This window comes from Pseudocitrobacter sp. CD920760 (assembly GCF_057782505.1).
In genome coordinates this window covers 1,866,938-1,882,948 of sequence record NZ_CM173490.1, presented here as the reverse complement: position 1 = coordinate 1,882,948, position 16,011 = coordinate 1,866,938, and the positions used below count along the sequence as shown (strand labels likewise).

13 protein-coding genes are annotated in these 16,011 nt (G+C 53.8%); 1 reads left to right on the top strand and 12 read right to left on the bottom strand.

Annotated elements, in window-relative coordinates; all coding sequences use genetic code 11:
* Positions 1 to 53: 53 nt before the first annotated feature.
* Genes pqiC through rlmKL form a run of 5 tightly spaced genes read right to left on the bottom strand, consistent with a single transcriptional unit; the run spans position 54 to position 7,553 of the window.
* Positions 54 to 617, bottom strand: a complete 564-nt coding sequence (gene pqiC / locus AC1MKH_RS08530) for a membrane integrity-associated transporter subunit PqiC (protein WP_276217910.1) — start codon at positions 615 to 617, stop codon at positions 54 to 56.
* Positions 614 to 2,254, bottom strand: a complete 1,641-nt coding sequence (gene pqiB, locus AC1MKH_RS08525; RefSeq protein WP_276217913.1) for an intermembrane transport protein PqiB — start codon at positions 2,252 to 2,254, stop codon at positions 614 to 616. The genes pqiC and pqiB overlap by 4 nt, the downstream gene beginning before the upstream one ends.
* A 4-nt stretch (positions 2,255 to 2,258) precedes the next feature.
* Complete coding sequence (gene pqiA, locus AC1MKH_RS08520; protein WP_276217916.1) at positions 2,259 to 3,512, bottom strand: membrane integrity-associated transporter subunit PqiA; 1,254 nt, start codon at positions 3,510 to 3,512, stop codon at positions 2,259 to 2,261.
* A gap of 15 nt (positions 3,513 to 3,527) precedes the next feature.
* Positions 3,528 to 5,435 (bottom strand): ABC transporter ATP-binding protein, encoded by a 1,908-nt coding sequence (locus tag AC1MKH_RS08515; protein WP_231827809.1) that lies wholly within the window; start codon positions 5,433 to 5,435, stop codon positions 3,528 to 3,530.
* Positions 5,436 to 5,447: 12 nt separating this feature from the next.
* Entirely contained in the window at positions 5,448 to 7,553 is a 2,106-nt protein-coding gene (rlmKL, locus tag AC1MKH_RS08510) for a bifunctional 23S rRNA (guanine(2069)-N(7))-methyltransferase RlmK/23S rRNA (guanine(2445)-N(2))-methyltransferase RlmL (protein ID WP_276217919.1), read from the bottom strand.
* A gap of 98 nt (positions 7,554 to 7,651) precedes the next feature.
* Here rlmKL and AC1MKH_RS08505 point away from each other — a divergent pair, with 98 nt between their 5' ends.
* A complete protein-coding gene (locus AC1MKH_RS08505; protein ID WP_276217921.1) occupies positions 7,652 to 8,761 on the top strand; it encodes a YcbX family protein in 1,110 nt (369 codons plus the stop codon).
* Here the strand turns inward: AC1MKH_RS08505 and zapC are convergent.
* The 7 genes from zapC to AC1MKH_RS08470 form a co-directional block, all read right to left on the bottom strand.
* Positions 8,758 to 9,300, bottom strand: a complete 543-nt coding sequence (zapC, locus tag AC1MKH_RS08500) for a cell division protein ZapC (RefSeq protein WP_276217923.1) — start codon at positions 9,298 to 9,300, stop codon at positions 8,758 to 8,760. The genes AC1MKH_RS08505 and zapC overlap by 4 nt on opposite strands.
* A gap of 165 nt (positions 9,301 to 9,465) precedes the next feature.
* Positions 9,466 to 10,476 carry a quinone-dependent dihydroorotate dehydrogenase gene (gene pyrD / locus AC1MKH_RS08495; protein WP_276217925.1) on the bottom strand — a complete coding sequence of 337 codons (1,011 nt, stop codon included), beginning with the start codon at positions 10,474 to 10,476 and terminating at the stop codon, positions 9,466 to 9,468.
* 110 nt (positions 10,477 to 10,586) lie between these two features.
* Positions 10,587 to 11,300, bottom strand: coding sequence for a fimbria/pilus periplasmic chaperone (locus tag AC1MKH_RS08490; RefSeq protein WP_276217926.1), 714 nt, complete (start codon positions 11,298 to 11,300; stop codon positions 10,587 to 10,589).
* On the bottom strand, positions 11,266 to 11,775 hold the full coding sequence (locus AC1MKH_RS08485) for a fimbrial protein (protein ID WP_276217928.1): 510 nt from the start codon (positions 11,773 to 11,775) through the stop codon (positions 11,266 to 11,268). Before AC1MKH_RS08485 ends, AC1MKH_RS08490 begins: the two co-directional genes overlap by 35 nt.
* A 10-nt stretch (positions 11,776 to 11,785) precedes the next feature.
* Entirely contained in the window at positions 11,786 to 12,298 is a 513-nt protein-coding gene (locus tag AC1MKH_RS08480; protein WP_327621807.1) for a fimbrial protein, read from the bottom strand.
* A gap of 42 nt (positions 12,299 to 12,340) precedes the next feature.
* Positions 12,341 to 13,414 carry a fimbrial protein gene (locus tag AC1MKH_RS08475; protein WP_276217930.1) on the bottom strand — a complete coding sequence of 358 codons (1,074 nt, stop codon included), beginning with the start codon at positions 13,412 to 13,414 and terminating at the stop codon, positions 12,341 to 12,343.
* On the bottom strand, positions 13,405 to 15,999 hold the full coding sequence (locus AC1MKH_RS08470) for a fimbrial biogenesis usher protein (RefSeq protein WP_276217932.1): 2,595 nt from the start codon (positions 15,997 to 15,999) through the stop codon (positions 13,405 to 13,407). The genes AC1MKH_RS08475 and AC1MKH_RS08470 overlap by 10 nt, the downstream gene beginning before the upstream one ends.
* Between the last annotated feature and the right edge of the window lie 12 nt (positions 16,000 to 16,011).

Sequence of the window (16,011 nt, the reverse complement as noted above, 5' to 3'; positions counted from 1 at the left end):
AAAACCGCCGTGGATTTCGCACCCACGGCGGTATTAAGTACTATTAATTCTACTTATAGTTGCTGATTGAGAGAGCGAGCAATCGAGACCGCTTCCTGACTCCAGGCTTGCGCCAGCATTTTCACCATCTCATCATAACCATCTTTCTGCTGCGCCAGTTCAATGTGGAACGGACGCTTAATCAGCTGCCCCTGATGGTTCAGCAGCCATTCGCCGCTGACAATGACTTTCCCATCATAGCGCCCGTGGAAGCCATTCACCGACACGTTGAGCGTGTCCTGATCGTGACCCAGGGGTTGCGACGCAATCACCCAACCTGGCAACTGGTTGCTCAGGTTGGCGATAAGCGTGGTACGCAGCTGTTGGTCAAGCGGGCTGGCCCACAGGTTATTGCTGGCAATCACATACTGCACGTCGCTGGTCTGATACACCACGCCGCTCCCGGCGAGGTAATCCGGAACCGAGACCTGCTCTACCCACAGCAGACGGCTGCCGGAGCTGGCGCTGTTTTGCACCGTGCCTTTGTCCACCGGCAGCTGATAGTAGGTTTTATTCTCACTGCTGCTGCTACAGGCTGCCAGCAGGCAGGCCGCCGCCAGCACTATCCATTTTTTCATTGTTTCGCCCTCTTAGGCTCTGGATCTTTTTTATCCTTCGCTTCAAACACCAGCGCGTTACTCTTCTCGTTCAGCGTTTTCAGAACCGGTTGCAGCTCACGCAGCACCTGATCCAGACGTTGCATATCCGCGACCATTTTGTTGTAAGCAGCCGAGCCCGGCTGGAAGCCCTGCATACTGCGATTCAGCTCGCGCAGCGTTTTCTGCATGTCTTCTGGCAGCTGCTGCATCGACTGGCTGGCCGTAATCTTATTCAGATTATCCAGCGTCGTTTGCAGCTGACGCATGGTGCGCTGGCTTTCGGTCAACGTATTGGTCGCCTGCTCGATCATCGGATTCAGCGGCAAGTTGTTGAATTTGTCCAGCGTATCCATCAGACGCTGCTGGATCTGCGCCAGGCCGCCACTCACGGTCGGGATAATCTGATAACCGCTAAATTCACGGATACCGGTCATCTGCGGCTCTTTCGGATAGAAGTCCATGTCAACATACAGCGCGCCGGTCACCAGGTTACCGGTTTTAAGCGAGCCGCGCAGGCCACGTTTCATCAGCTCTTCAAGATGTTTGCCCAGATCCGGGTGTTCGCCCAGCTGATTTGCCAGACGTTCTGGTTCGATACGGATCAGCACCGGAATACGATAGTCGTTGTTCAGCGCCTGACGCAGACCTTTCACATCAAATGGCACCTGACCGACCGTTCCCAGGCGAATACCGCGGAACTCAACGGGCGCGCCGGGTTGCAGGCCACGTACGGAATCTTTGAAGAACATCAGGTAATCAAGGTGCTCGGTATAGAGAGAGTCCTGAATACTTTTTTGATCGTCATAGAGGCGGAATGCGCTTTTTTCTGTCACCGGCTGACCGAGATCCAGCCCTTCCGGCACGTCAAAACTGACACCGCCGCTAAACAGCGTGGTGAGCGAGCCCATCTCTACGCGCATCCCGGCAGAGGTCAGATCGACCGCTACGCCGCTGTCTTTCCAGAAGCGAACGTTACTGGTCACCAGACGATCGTTTGGCGCGGTGATAAACAGCTGGTAACTGATGGCGCGTTTCTGCGCATCAAAGGTACTGGTTTCGACGGATCCGACGCGGTAACCACGGAACAGAACCGGATCGCCCGGATTCAGCTGCCCGGCTTTTTTGCTGTCGAGGATCACGCGAATGCCTTTCGCATCCGGCGGTGCCAGCGGCGGCTGGTCGAGGAGTTGGTAATCCTCCTCTCTCCCGCCTTTGTTGCCCGGCTGCAGCTCAATATAGGCCCCCGAAAGCAGTGTGCCTAAGCCGCTGATCCCTTCACGCCCAACCTGCGGTTTGACGACCCAGAAAACGGAGTCTTTGTGCAACAGTTTTTCCATACCGGCATTCAGGCGCGCTTTAATTTCCACGTGCGTGAGATCGTCCGTCAGCGTAGTGCTTTCCACCACGCCCACGTCAACGCTACGACTTTTAATCGTGGTTTTACCGCCTTCAATTCCCTCGGCATTGGTGGTGATGAGCGTCACCTCCGGCCCCTGGTGGCTGTAGTGGTAAAACAAGATCCATGCACCAATCAGCGCAGTGACAATCGGGAAGATCCAGACCGGAGACCAGTTCTTCACCTTCTGCACTTTGGCCTCCCCACTCTTCGTTTCCATGCTATTACGATTCCTCATGGCTTGATTCCGGATCCCGATCCCACGACAGTCGAGGGTCAAAGGTCATTGCGGAAAACATGGTCATTATCACGACCAGCGCAAACATCAGTGCGCCCATCGCCGGGTAGATGTTCATCAGTCCGCCCATTCTTACTAATGCAGAAAGCACTGCTATTACAAACACATCGATCATCGACCAGCGGCCAACGAATTCCACCACCTCATAAATCAGATGCATGCGCTCGCTGTCGCGACGGCCATGCCCTTTCGCATCCCAGCACAGCCACGCGATGGCAATCATCTTCAGCGTCGGCACCATAATACTGGCAATAAAAATGACCATCGCCACCGGGTAGGAACCTTCGCTCCACAGCAAAATCACCCCGGCGAGGATCGTCGAGGGCATTTTGTCGCCCAGCAGATCGGTAATCATGATCGGCAGAATATTCGCCGGAAGATAAAGAATGATAGAAGTGACCAGCAGCGCCATCGTCCATTGCAGGCTGTTTTTGCGGCGCACGTATCCTTTTGAGTGACAGCGCGGACAAACGTGTTCATCAGCAGGCAAAATGGCGGTGCAACACGCGCACGAACGCAGCCCCTGGCGAATCCCCGTCACACCGGGCTGGGGTTCAGTTTTAAGCACCGGCATCGGGGCAATGTCGTCCCATAACCAGCGGCGATCGACGCACTGGAAAGTGCGCAATTGCAGGATGCAGAAAAGACACCAGGGAATGAAACTGCTGCCAATTCCAATATCACCATAGGCCATCAGCTTCACGAAACTGACCAGCACACCCGCGAGAAAGATTTCTGCCATGCCCCAGGATTTCAGCTGAAAGAGGATTCTGGCGAGATAGGCCTTCACACTGACCGACATTTTTACCCGATTCACCAGCAATAAAACGGTGACCAGGCAAAAGGCAGGCACCAGCTGCACAAACAGCATAAAGAAGGTGCCCAGGCTGGCGTAGTCCTCGGTAAACAGCACGCGCGGAATTTCCAGCAGCTCAATCTCGCTGTTAACCCCAGCTACCTTCATATAAATAAAGGGGAAGAGGTTCGCCAGCACCAGCATGAAAAGCGCGACAATGGCATAAGCAGTGGGACGGGTTCTCGGCTCGTCCCATACGGTGGTCAGCGTCGTGCCGCAGCGTGGGCACTCCGCTTTATGTCGATGTTCAAGGTGCGGCAACGCCACCAGCATGTCACATTGACGGCACAGAATATGCCGCGCGGCATGATGTTGATCGCACATGAAAACTCCTCGGTATCAGGCACCGTTTTTTAACGCTTCCAGATATTCCCAGCGTTCGAACGCCTCTTCTAACGCCTGCTCGGCCTGCGTCAAATCAGACAACACTTTTTGCGTATGGTCGTGCGGCTGGCTGAAGAAGGAGGCATCAGCAACCTGTGCCTGCAACGATTCCAGATTCGCTTCCAGCTCTTCCAGCTTTTGCGGAAGCTGCTCCAGCTCGCGCTGCAGGTTATAGCTTAGTTTGGTACTGGTTCGCTTAACAGTTTCTGCTTTCGACTGCGTCGCTTCGGCTGTTTTCTTAACAATAGCTTGTTTTTGCGCCTGTGATTGGCTCTGTTGTCCGCGCGCATCGTGATAACCGCCGACATACTGACCAATTTTACCGTTGCCTTCAAAGATCCAGCATTCGGTGACGGTGTTATCAACAAATTGACGATCGTGGCTGACCAGCAAAACGGTGCCCTGATAACCATCAATCAGCTCTTCCAGCAGTTCGAGCGTTTCGACATCCAGGTCGTTGGTCGGTTCATCGAGAATCAACAGGTTGCTGGGTTTTAGGAATAATCGAGCAAGCAACAGACGGTTACGCTCACCACCGGAAAGCGCACGCACCGGCGTCATGGCGCGTTTCGGATGGAACAGGAAGTCCTGTAAATAACCCAGGATGTGGCGAGGTTTACCATTCACCATCACTTCCTGTTTGCCTTCCGCCAGGTTGTCCATCACCGTTTTATCCGGGTCCAGCTCTGCGCGGTGCTGATCGAAGTAAGCCACTTCCAGCTTGGTACCGACATGAATTCGACCACTGTCGGCCTGTAACTGACCCAGCATCAGTTTCAGCAGCGTGGTTTTACCGCAGCCGTTCGGGCCAATCAGCGCGATTTTATCGCTACGCTGCACCTGAGCGGAGAAATCTTTCACCAGCACTTTGCCGTCAACCTGGTAGTTAACATCTTCCATTTCAAAGACAATTTTACCGGAGCGAGATGCTTCTTCGACCTGCATTTTGGCGCTGCCCATCACTTCACGGCGTGCGCTACGTTCATTACGCATCGCTTTCAGTGCGCGAACGCGGCCTTCGTTACGGGTACGACGCGCTTTGATGCCCTGACGGATCCACACTTCTTCCTGCGCCAGTTTGCGGTCGAACTCGGCGTTTTGCAGATCTTCAACACGCAGTGCCTCTTCTTTTTCGATGAGGTACTGATCGTAGTTACCCGGATAGGTGACCAGCTTACCGCGATCGAGATCGACAATACGGGTGGCCATATTGCGGATAAACGAACGGTCGTGCGAGATGAAAATAATGGTGCCTTTAAATGTCTTCAGGAACCCTTCCAGCCAGTCGATAGTTTCGATATCGAGGTGGTTCGTTGGTTCGTCAAGCAGCAGCACGCGCGGCGCGCTGACCAGCGCACGGCCTAACGCCGCCTTACGCAGCCAGCCGCCAGAAAGCGATGCCAGCTCCATATCAGGTTCGAGGCCTAACTGCGCCAGCACCTCGTTAATGCGGTTTTCAAGCTGCCACAGGCCGTGGTGATCCAGCTGCTCCTGGATTTTCGCCAGTTCCTGTAAATTCTTATCGCTCGGGTCGGTCATGACCAGATGCGAGACATCGTGATAACGCTTCAGGTAAACCGCTTGTTCTTCAATGCCTTCGGCGACGAAATCATACACGCTGCCCTGCACGTTGCGCGGCGGGTCCTGTTGCAGACGCGCCACAACCAGGTCCTGTTCGTAAATGATGCGCCCGTCGTCCAGACCCTGCTCGCGGTTCAGGATCTTCATCAGCGTCGATTTGCCCGCGCCGTTACGGCCAACCAGACAGACACGTTCGTTATCTTCGATATGCAGTTCAGCATTGTCGAGGAGTGGCGCATCGCTGAACGACAGCCACGCACCATGCATACTAATTAATGACATTCTTTATTCCTTTCAGGCTGCGGTAATCAGCCAGCAGTTGTGGATCTGACGGTTACGGGCGAAATCCTGAGACTGTGTTTTATGGGTAATGTCTTGTGCTTTCAGTCCCAGTTCGGCCAGGCCGTCGTGATCCATACGGAAACCGCGTTTGTTGTTCGAGAACATGATGGTGCCGCCCTTACGCAGCAGACGCTTCAGGTCTTTCATCAGGCGCAGGTGATCGCGCTGAACATCAAACGCATCTTCCATACGTTTTGAGTTGGAGAAGGTCGGCGGATCGATGAAGATCACGTCGAACTGTTCGTCGGTATCGCGCAGCCAGGCAAGCACATCCGCCTGCATCAGGCGATGAGCACGACCGGTCAGGTCATTCAGACGCAGGTTGCGCTCGGCCCACTCGAGGTAGGTGCGCGACATATCGACCGTGGTCGTGGAACGCGCGCCGCCCAGGCCCGCATGCACGCTGGCGCTACCGGTGTAGGAGAAGAGGTTAAGGAAATCTTTGCCTTTACTCATCTGACCCAGCATGCGACGGGCGATGCGGTGGTCGAGGAACAGGCCAGTATCGAGGTAGTCGGTCAGGTTAACCCACAGGCGGGCGTTATATTCGCTCACCTCCATGAAGTCGCCCTTCTCGTTCATTTTCTCGTACTGATTTTTGCCTTTCTGGCGCTCACGGGTTTTCAGCACCAACTTGTTTGGCGCGATGCCCAGCACGGCGATGGTTGCGGCAATAATATCAAACAGGCGCTGACGTGCTTTGTGCGCATCAACGGTTTTCGGCGGCGCATATTCCTGCACGACGACCCAGTCGGCGTAGCGATCCACCGCCACGTTATACTCCGGCAGATCGGCATCGTATAGACGATAGCACTCAATACCTTCCTGCTTCGCCCACTTCTCAAGTTTCTTGAGATTTTTGCGCAGACGGTTGGCATAGTCTTCCGCGACGGTGGCCTTCACTTCGCCGGTGCTTTCCGACACGTGATAGTTCTTCTGGATACAATCCAGCGGGCCGTTTTTGGCTTTAAACTGGCGTTCAGCACGCAGCGAAACGCAGCTCAGCAGTTCCGGCGAGGCGCTAAACAGCGACAGATTCCAGCCGCCAAACTGGTTTTTCATGATGCGGCCCAGCAGGCTGTGCAGGGCAATCAGCGCCGGTTCGCTCTCCAGACGCTCGCCGTATGGCGGGTTGCTGATAACGGTACCGTACGGGCCTTTCGGCAGCGGATTGCTCAGCTGCGCCACATCCTTTTGTTCGAAGGTAATCAGCTCGCCAATACCGGCGCGACGGGCGTTACTGCGCGCAATTTCCACTACGCGACGGTCGGTATCAGAGCCGTAAAAACGCGATTCATAAGCCGCAAGGCCTGCCCGTGCGCGGGTTTGCGCATCGGCTTTCACTTCCTGCCAGATTGCGTCGTCGTGCTGCGCCCAGCCGCCAAAGCCCCAGTGGCCGCGATGCAGCCCCGGCGCGCGATCGGTCGCCCACATCGCCGCTTCAATCAGCAGCGTACCGGAACCACACATCGGATCGAGCATTGGCGTACCCGGCACCCAGCCAGAACGCATGACAATCGCCGCCGCGAGGTTTTCTTTGATTGGCGCCAGACCGGTACGATCGCGGTAGCCGCGCAGATGCAGGCCCTCACCGCTCAGATCGAGAGAGATAAACGCCTTCTCTTTGTTCAACCGCACGTTGATGCGCAGGTCCGGATTTTCACGATCGACATTCGGGCGCGGCAAATTCTTGCGCGTAAAGGCATCGACGATGGCGTCTTTTACCTTCAGCGCACCGTACTGGCTGTTACGGATCTCATCGTTCAGCCCGTTAAAGCTCACGGCAAAAGTGGCGTTCGGGGTGAAGATCTCCGTCCAGTTGATCGCCTGCACGCCGAGATAGAGGTCCAGATCGCTCCAGACACTGCACTCACCCAGCGGCATCATGATGCGCGACGCCAGGCGACTCCACATCAGGCTTTGATAAAGAAGGCGCGTGTCTCCCTGAAAATGGACCCCACCCTGGGTTACTTTGCACTCTTGCGCGCCCAGACCTTCCAGTTCAGTTTTTAACAGCTCTTCCAGCCCACGGGCCGTACTGGCAAACAGAGAATTCATATCATCACTTTTACTTGCAGAAAATTGTTGCGCATTATAGCCAATCTCGGCCCCATGTCATAAAGTTAAAGGCTTATTTCTGACTCAGGGAATGCGTCATGCTGACGTTATCGCGACTTTTCATTCACCCGGTGAAATCCATGAGGGGTATCGGGCTCACTCACGCCTTCGCGGATATCAGCGGAATGGCGTTCGACCGCATCTTTATGGTGACCGAACCCGATGGCACGTTTATCACCGCGCGACAGTACCCGGCGATGGTGCGCTTCACCCCCGCTATTCTCCGCGACGGTCTGCATCTTACGGCTCCTGACGGCAGTAGCGCGCTGGTGCGTTTTGTCGATTTCACTGCACAGGCTGAGCCGACGGAGGTGTGGGGCAACCATTTTACCGCCCATATCGCCCCGGATGCGATCAATCAATGGCTGTCACCGTTCTTTAAACGCGATGTGCAGCTGCGCTGGCTTGGCGACACGCTCACGCGTCGGGTAAAACGTCACGACGCGGTGCCGCTCTCCTTTGCCGATGGTTTCCCCTACCTGCTGACCAACGAAGCCTCGCTGCGCGATTTACAGCAGCGCTGCCCTGCCAGCGTCAGGATGGAACAGTTCCGTCCGAATCTGGTGGTAACCGGCGCACAGGCGTGGGAAGAAGACAGCTGGAAAACCCTGCGCATTGGCGAGGTGGTCTTTGACGTGGTGAAGCCGTGCAGCCGCTGCATTTTTACCACCATTAGCCCGGAAAAAGGGCAGAAACATCCGGCCGGCGAACCGCTGCACACGCTGCAGTCTTTCCGCACCGCGCAGGATAACGGCGACGTCGATTTCGGCCAGAACCTGATCCCGCGCAACAGCGGCGTGGTTCGTGTGGGCGATGAAGTGGAAGTCCTCGCCACCGGGCCTGGCAAACTGTACGGCGCGGGCGCGGATGACGACACGTTAGCCGTTGAAGATAACGCGGCCACCAAAGTCGATATCAGTTGGCAGGGACAAACCTTTAACGGGAATAACCAGCAGGTGTTACTGGAACAACTCGAACAGCAGGGAATTCGTATTCCCTACTCCTGCCGCGCCGGAATTTGCGGAAGCTGCCGCATTACGCTGGAAGAAGGTGAAGTGAGCCCGCTCAAGAAGAGCGCGATTGGCAACGATGGCACCATACTGTGCTGTAGCTGTGTGCCAAAAACCGCGTTGAAATTGCGAAGTTAAACCGCCTGCTCCAGGCTGTAACCCGCCAGGCCTGGCTGGGGTTGCAGCCTGTCATTCATCACTTTGATAGCATCGCCCAACTGCATCGTTCGCCCGGCCAGCACCAGCCCTGGCTGCGCCAGCAGACACAGCGCGGCGTTATCACCCGGCTCCACCACCAGCAGATTGACCTGTTGATCGGTATCGCTCAGCCAAACGCTCGCCGCATCACCCGTCACCGGAGACCAGCAATCGCCATGGGCGCGGAAATGCCAGCTTTTCGGCATTTGCGGCTTCAGGAAGCGAATCGCCACCAGCGCATTAAGAATGAGTTCAGCGCGATGTTCTTTAGAGAGTTCGAGGTCGCGGCATTTTTCTTCAAAGGAGAAATAGAGCGCCGCGTCGTCAACGCAGAATCCGGTAGGGTCGAAGGCATCGGGAGTTAACATCCGGCGAGCAAAACGCGAACGGAACAACATGCCATTGGCTAAATCGAGCATCATACGATCGTGCTCTTCATCATAATACCAACGCCAGTTATCGTCTGGTTTAATTCGCATTGTCCGCTCCCCTCATTTCAGCATCCGTTTGCTGTGTAATCTTTCCCGCGTCGTTTTTACTGCCTAAATAATAAAAGACTAAAATGTTTAAATAAGCAACAATGAGGAAATATAAAGCAACCAGGGCTTAAAATAAAGCCCTGGTTCACATAATGAGATAAAAGATTAGATGTGGGTAACGATTTCTTTAATCAGCGGCGGGCCTTTAAAAATAAACCCGGAATAGATCTGCACCAGCGTCGCCCCGGCTGCCACCTTCTCGCGGGCGGCGATAACGGAGTCAATTCCGCCTACGCCAATAATAGGCAAGCGCCCGTTTAATTCGCCGGAGAGCATACGGATAATTTCGGTGCTTTTTAATTGCAATGGACGACCACTCAGACCACCGATTTCATCGCAATTTTTCATCCCCTGAACCAGAGAACGATCCAATGTGGTATTGGTGGCGATCACCCCATCAATATTATGGCGAACTAAACTATCGGCAACCTGGATCAACTCTTCAACAGAAAGATCCGGCGCGATCTTCACCGCCACAGGAACATATTTATGGTGTTTCGCCTGAAGCTCAGTCTGCTTATTTTTAATACTGGAAAGCAGATCGTCCAGCGCATCACCATATTGCAGCGTACGCAGCCCTGGGGTATTTGGCGACGAGATATTGATGGCAATATATCCGGCGTAGGCATAGATTTTTTCCATACAAATCAGATAGTCATCTTTACCCTGCTCAACCGGCGTATCTTTATTTTTACCGATATTAATACCCAGCACGCCGTCGAAATGTGCTTTTTTAACGTTCTCAACCAGGTTATCAACACCCAGATTATTAAAGCCCATACGGTTGATCAAACCTTCGGCATCAACCAGACGGAAGATCCTCGGCTTATCGTTCCCCGGCTGTGGGCGCGGTGTGACGGTGCCGATTTCGATCGAACCAAAACCCATCGCACCGAGCGCATCAATGCACTCGCCATTTTTGTCCAGACCTGCCGCCAGACCCAGCGGATTTTTGAAGGTCAATCCCATACAGCTCACCGGTTTTGAAGGCACTTTCTGGCGAACCAGCGCTTCAAACGGCGTTCCGGTTACCCGGCGTAATGATTGAAAAGTAAATTCATGAGCGCGCTCAGGATCGAGCTGGAAAAGGGCTTTACGAACGAAGGGGTAGTACATGAACTCTCCTGGATTCCCGGTGTGCAAACCGGGGGCGTATTATGTGCGATTGCGCACAAAAAGGGAATTGACCAGGAACAAAAAAAACGCAAACGTTTTCATCACACGTTTTAATCAGGAAAACGTTGTTCCGTCACTGGCGTTAACCCCCCAAGGTCGTTCAGGGTTTGCCAGCGTAATGTACAGAGTGTTTTCGCGGTACACCATGTAAAGTGTCGTTGTGTTAATGGTGGAATCACGCCTGCATCATCCACCGGGCTACCGTTCACCTTCACCTGCGCAAGATTGATGTAAAAAGGCGTTGGGTTGCTGGCCGTCACACCTTGTGCATCACGCAGCCACGAGACCTGTTGCCAGGCCTTGTCAGGGCTGCTCGTCAATGAGGCAGGACGCCAGAAGAGTTTGAAAGAGGAGCGCAGCGCCACTTTAACACTTCGATCTTCTACCCGCCCCGAGGGGATCGACGCGATACTGAGCGCAAACAGCGTTTCGCGATCGTTAGGGATCGGGTTATCCATTTTCACTAACCGAATCGTTCCTGTAGCACCTGGCTGCAGTAAAAACAGCGGCGGCGTTGCCAATATTGGCGGCTTCCCGCTGAAAGTAACCGCGCCCTGCCACAATGTTGGGGCGTTAATTTTGCTGTTGATAAGCCAGGATTGGTGACTGGTATTGGTCACGGATATCGTTCGGGTCTCGCTTGAAGATGGGAAAACAAAGCGTGTTCCCCCAACGACCACACCGGCGTGGCTGATGCCGGATACTGCGCACAGCAACAGCAATGCATATCTAGTCATAGCGCACCACAAAGGTCGCGCTGGCATTCACAGCCCCTGATGTCACATCACCGACTGTAGAGCGCAGTTGCGCATAAAACGTCAGCGCGACCTTACCCTGTTTTAATGGATAAGGTTTACTCTCCTGCTTCAGAGGGATTAGCGCCTGATGGTCATCAAGCAATGCGACCGCCAACCCGGTTGCGGCACCGCTCCCGGTCTCTATTGCCAGCAATTCCGCCATTGCGCTGTCCGACTCGCCAGAAAAGGTAACATTCGCGGCGCTAACATCTGCACCGCACTGTTCAAGATTAATCACAAACGCTTTTTCTGCCGACGCGTGCCCCTGGGCAAACTGACTAATGGACAGCGTGCCAAGAGAGACCTGAATCGCTCTGCTGTCCTGAGCAAGAATACAGGTATTGCTACGAAACATTCCGCTGATATTGACGGTGCCATCGTGCGCAAAGGCAAAACTGCTGCACGTCATCAGGGCGAAAATGAAAAATTGCGTACTTTTCATTGGTAGCGCCTTACTCATAAACCAGATCAAAATAGAGCACCGCGGTGGCATTTCCGCCCGTGGCCCCCTCTTTTGTCGATTTATAACGCAGCTTGTAGTTCAGTTCATTATCCCCGGCCTTCAGTGGATTACGCGCAGTCAAACGGTTCAGTGGGATCTCTTCCTGGGTTTGCGCATCAATAATTTGTACGGCGATCCCGCTAGCCATATTGCCGCTCCCACCGGTATCGGTCAGCTTCAGCAACGTTGGCGCAAGGGGATCGGATTCGCCGCTAAAATAGACTTTTGCCCCCTGTATACCTGCCGCACAACCATTAATATCAATCGTTAAGTCTGCTGACGCGCTGACAGCATTTGCTGCCTGAAAATCACTGATATTAAAATTGCCAATAAAAATATTCTGCATAGCACTACTGGTTGCCACATCGCAACCCTGATCGATAACGTTGCCATGGATGTGCATGTTCACCTGATCGGCCCCTTTCAGATTGCCAAACGCGGAAAAGGCACAGAATGCGAGCATGCCGGGAAGGAAACACAACCGTTTAGCCATCTGCATCACGCCTCAATCAAAATTGATACGGATAGAGGCCGTCGCCTCGAAGCTACCGATTTCCGGCGGCACGCCTGTTGTGCTGACTGGAAACACATTCATCTGCGCATAGGCATCCTGGTTATCCGGGATAGCCAGCGAGATAGCACCACCATCGGGTGAGACCACATTTCCCTGTGCATCCGACACCAGCACTCCAACACCGGGCCTTGATGTTTTAATTGCTTGCGGATAATCGCTATCACGCGTGGCTGTCAGGCTAAGATTGACATTCACCAGCCCACTATTGCCGGTGTTACATCTCACCGGAATCGAGAGCGCTACCATTTTCGCGCCCATCGGTTTCTGCCCCTGCACTTTAAAATTGGCCGCGAAGACATCACCAAGATCGACCTCAATCGTCTCACCGGCGTTAACCGAGCAGGATTGTAGCGAGTTGATGGTGCCTGAGAGGTAATACGTCAGCACCGGTGCTCCCGTGGATGAACAGGTATCGCTGGCAGGAATGTTGTAGCACTCATAGAGTCTGGCCAGTACCATTTGCGGGATAGTGACCGCTCCGACAAAAGGTTCCAGAATTTTGAGCGAGAAACTTCCGGCATTACCACTGGCACCCGAACCACCCAGTCGCTGACCGCCGGGATCACAAATGTGCCAGCGAGTATCTCCGCTCGTCCCCACATTTTCGAACGGCACTTTGCTCGCCGAGTTGCCTTTCACTCTTAACAATATCTGCGCTGCCAGATAGTCGTTTATTTTATACCAGCTATCGCCCAGTGCGGGCAGCGGGGAATCCGACGCAAACGCCCATCGCCCATCTCTTACCGCATCTTTATCACAGTCACATGAGACGTAATAATCATTGGCTTCATTCCACGAATAAAACTCATCCTTAACAACCCCTGCCTGGTTTTCTTCCTCAGAGATCGTGCTTGTGCCAAAATTCACCCCAATATAGGGATTCCCACTGGCTGTATGACACTGCCCGGTGTAAGCCATGACTTTCGCGCTCAGTAACATGAGAACCCCCACCAGCAGCATATTAATGATTCGTTGCATGCAACCGTTTCCTCTGATTATTCGCATAGCGCGTTTTTGCGCGTAATCGGTGCGGCCATCTGCTGGGCCGTGAGTTCAAACATCAGGCGACACTGTTGTTCTTGCGCATCACCCCAGCGCACTGTAATGCTGCCCTTTTCAGGCAGCCCGGACATATAAAGCGAGCCGTCGTCATCAATAATGCCGCTAATCTTTTCGCCGTTGTCGAGGGTAGCCATTGCACCAAAGCGTAATGGCTTTCCTTTCATGAGTGGGCTGAAAAGCACCCGCGCGCCCACATGCGCGCTGAACGTTGCGCGTACCAGCGCGCCTTTGGTGGGGACCACGTTAACGACGGCGTTCTCTATATCGACATTTTGTTTTAAAGATGCGGTATCAAGCGCAATACGGTTTTCGCGGTACGGTGTAGCGTAAGGAAGCAGCGAGTTGCCTTGCCAGTCCGTGCTGATGCCGGTGTAGTTGGCGATTTTGGTATTTTCCGCGCCGGGTGCCGAAATCAGAACATTCGTTTCCCCCAGAGCCTGGCCGAGCGTGATCCCGCCTGAATGCACAATCACGCTGCCGGATACCCCATAGTTCACCTGCTGCTGATTGCCGTTATCGCTGTAGTTGTAACCCATTTTTGATTCGCCCCAGGAGCCCTTGTAATCCAGGCTTGCGTTCCCGCTGGCGCTCTCGCCCTGGCTCACGTAGCCTTGTTGCACGCTGTAACTGAGATTGCCGTCCTCTAGTAACGAACCGGAGACGCCTACGTTTTGCGTCACATTACCGCCGTTGTCGGCGCTGGTATTGGAGGTCATCCATGCATTGTGACCTCGACTGTTTATATCACCGTCGGATGCAGACAGCCACTGGCCCAGCGGCAGTGAGATGTTAAGCGCAAAGACCTGATCGGCAGAGGGCTGGCCGCGAGACTGGCTGTAGTTCCACGAGAATCCCAGCGTGATATCCTTAATCTGTGTGTTGTAGCCAAACTGCAATAAACGATCCCGGTCATCCGTATTCCAGTACGTTTGCTCGCTACCGCTCAAGTAAAACGAGCCATACTCGCCAAGCTGTTGAGAAATATTGATTTGCAGCTTTCCGCGCTTGCTGTAATCAAGATTGTAGTAACGCGCCCACAGCGGCGTTTCATCGTCCTCACTCTCCGTATACCCTTCCATGCGTTCATACATGGTATCGGCAAGGGTATAAAACCCGGACGTCGAATAGCGGTATCCCATCAACTGAAAGTTGGTGCCGTAGGGATTTAGCGTTTTGGCATACAAAAAACGCCAGGATTGCCCCTGAGAATCCTGATTATTCGCCAGCGTACTGCTTGCCCATGTTCCATCAAGCGAAATGGCACCAAGTTCACCGAGGTTAAATCCCATCCCCAGCATGCCAGCGTGATAATCTTCAGAGAATTGACCGCCGCCGTACCAGGTGATGCCCCAGGGGCCCCCCCATTGCAGTGTCGCCTGAGTAAATGCTTTTTCCTCCTGATCGTTGCTGTTACTACGATAGTGCGCCGCCGTCAGTGCATATTTTAATCGCCCCTGTCGCTGGAGAAGCGGTACGCTGGAGTAAGGAATGGTGTAGCGGTTGAGGGTGCCGTCAGATTCTTTTATTTCAACCTGCAGGTCGCCGCTGGAGGCGCTGGAAAACAGGTCGTTAATTTCAAATGCGCCGGGAGGCACATACGTCTGATACACCGTATAGCCATTCTGTTTAATGGTCACCTGGGCGTTGCTTTTGGCAATACCGCGCACGGTGGGGGCGAAACCGCGCAGGCTATCGGGCAGCATGTTGTCGTCCGAAGCTAACTGCACGCCGCGAAAACCGACGCTATCGAAAAAATCGCCCCCGGTGTAACTGTCTCCAACCGTTAATTCGCCTTTAACGGGAATGAGCGCGTACTGCATATAGCTGCTGATATTCTGCCATTGGCCCGGCTCATCCTGGCTATAGCTCCAGGTGGAGTTATTGCGCAATCGCCAGCCAGCAAGGTTCAGCCCACTGTTTAGGTTAAGGAAATAGTTAGTATCAGCATCGTTTTGGTTGAAGCTCTCCACACCATCCGCCCCGCTGAAGGAATACCCTAAGAGCAATGCATTGATTCCACGATCCCATCGTTCTGGCGGAACATAGCCACGGACATCGTTTTTGACCGCAATTTGCGGCACGGAAATCTCCAGCCGAAGTTGTCGTGCATCAAATGTGACGCTGGCGGCGGGAATCATCTTAGCAAGCGGTATGCACGCTGCGTCATCCAGCGCGTTAATAGCCGGAAAAGCGGCGATATTCACGCCAATCTGGCTGAGATTGGCTTTATTCAGGCAGGGCTCAACCTGATGATTTTCGTCATTAGCAACAAATTCAATATCACGGGTGGCACTAAAGCTTTGGTTGAAAATAACATCCACCCTATATTTGCCCGGCGCAATTTCCTGCCCTTGTTCAAAACGTGAAAGGTCGGCAACCAGTGACGGATCGTCTTTAAAGAAAGCCGGATCAAACCAGGTGTTGGCCAGCGCGTTTAGTGAAGTTGAGGCAAATACCGCTAGCCCGCCTAAAAAGGAGGGAATCGTACTGATAAGCAGATAACAGCGCTGGCGTGGGGTACTCGGCATTTCGCGTCCGGA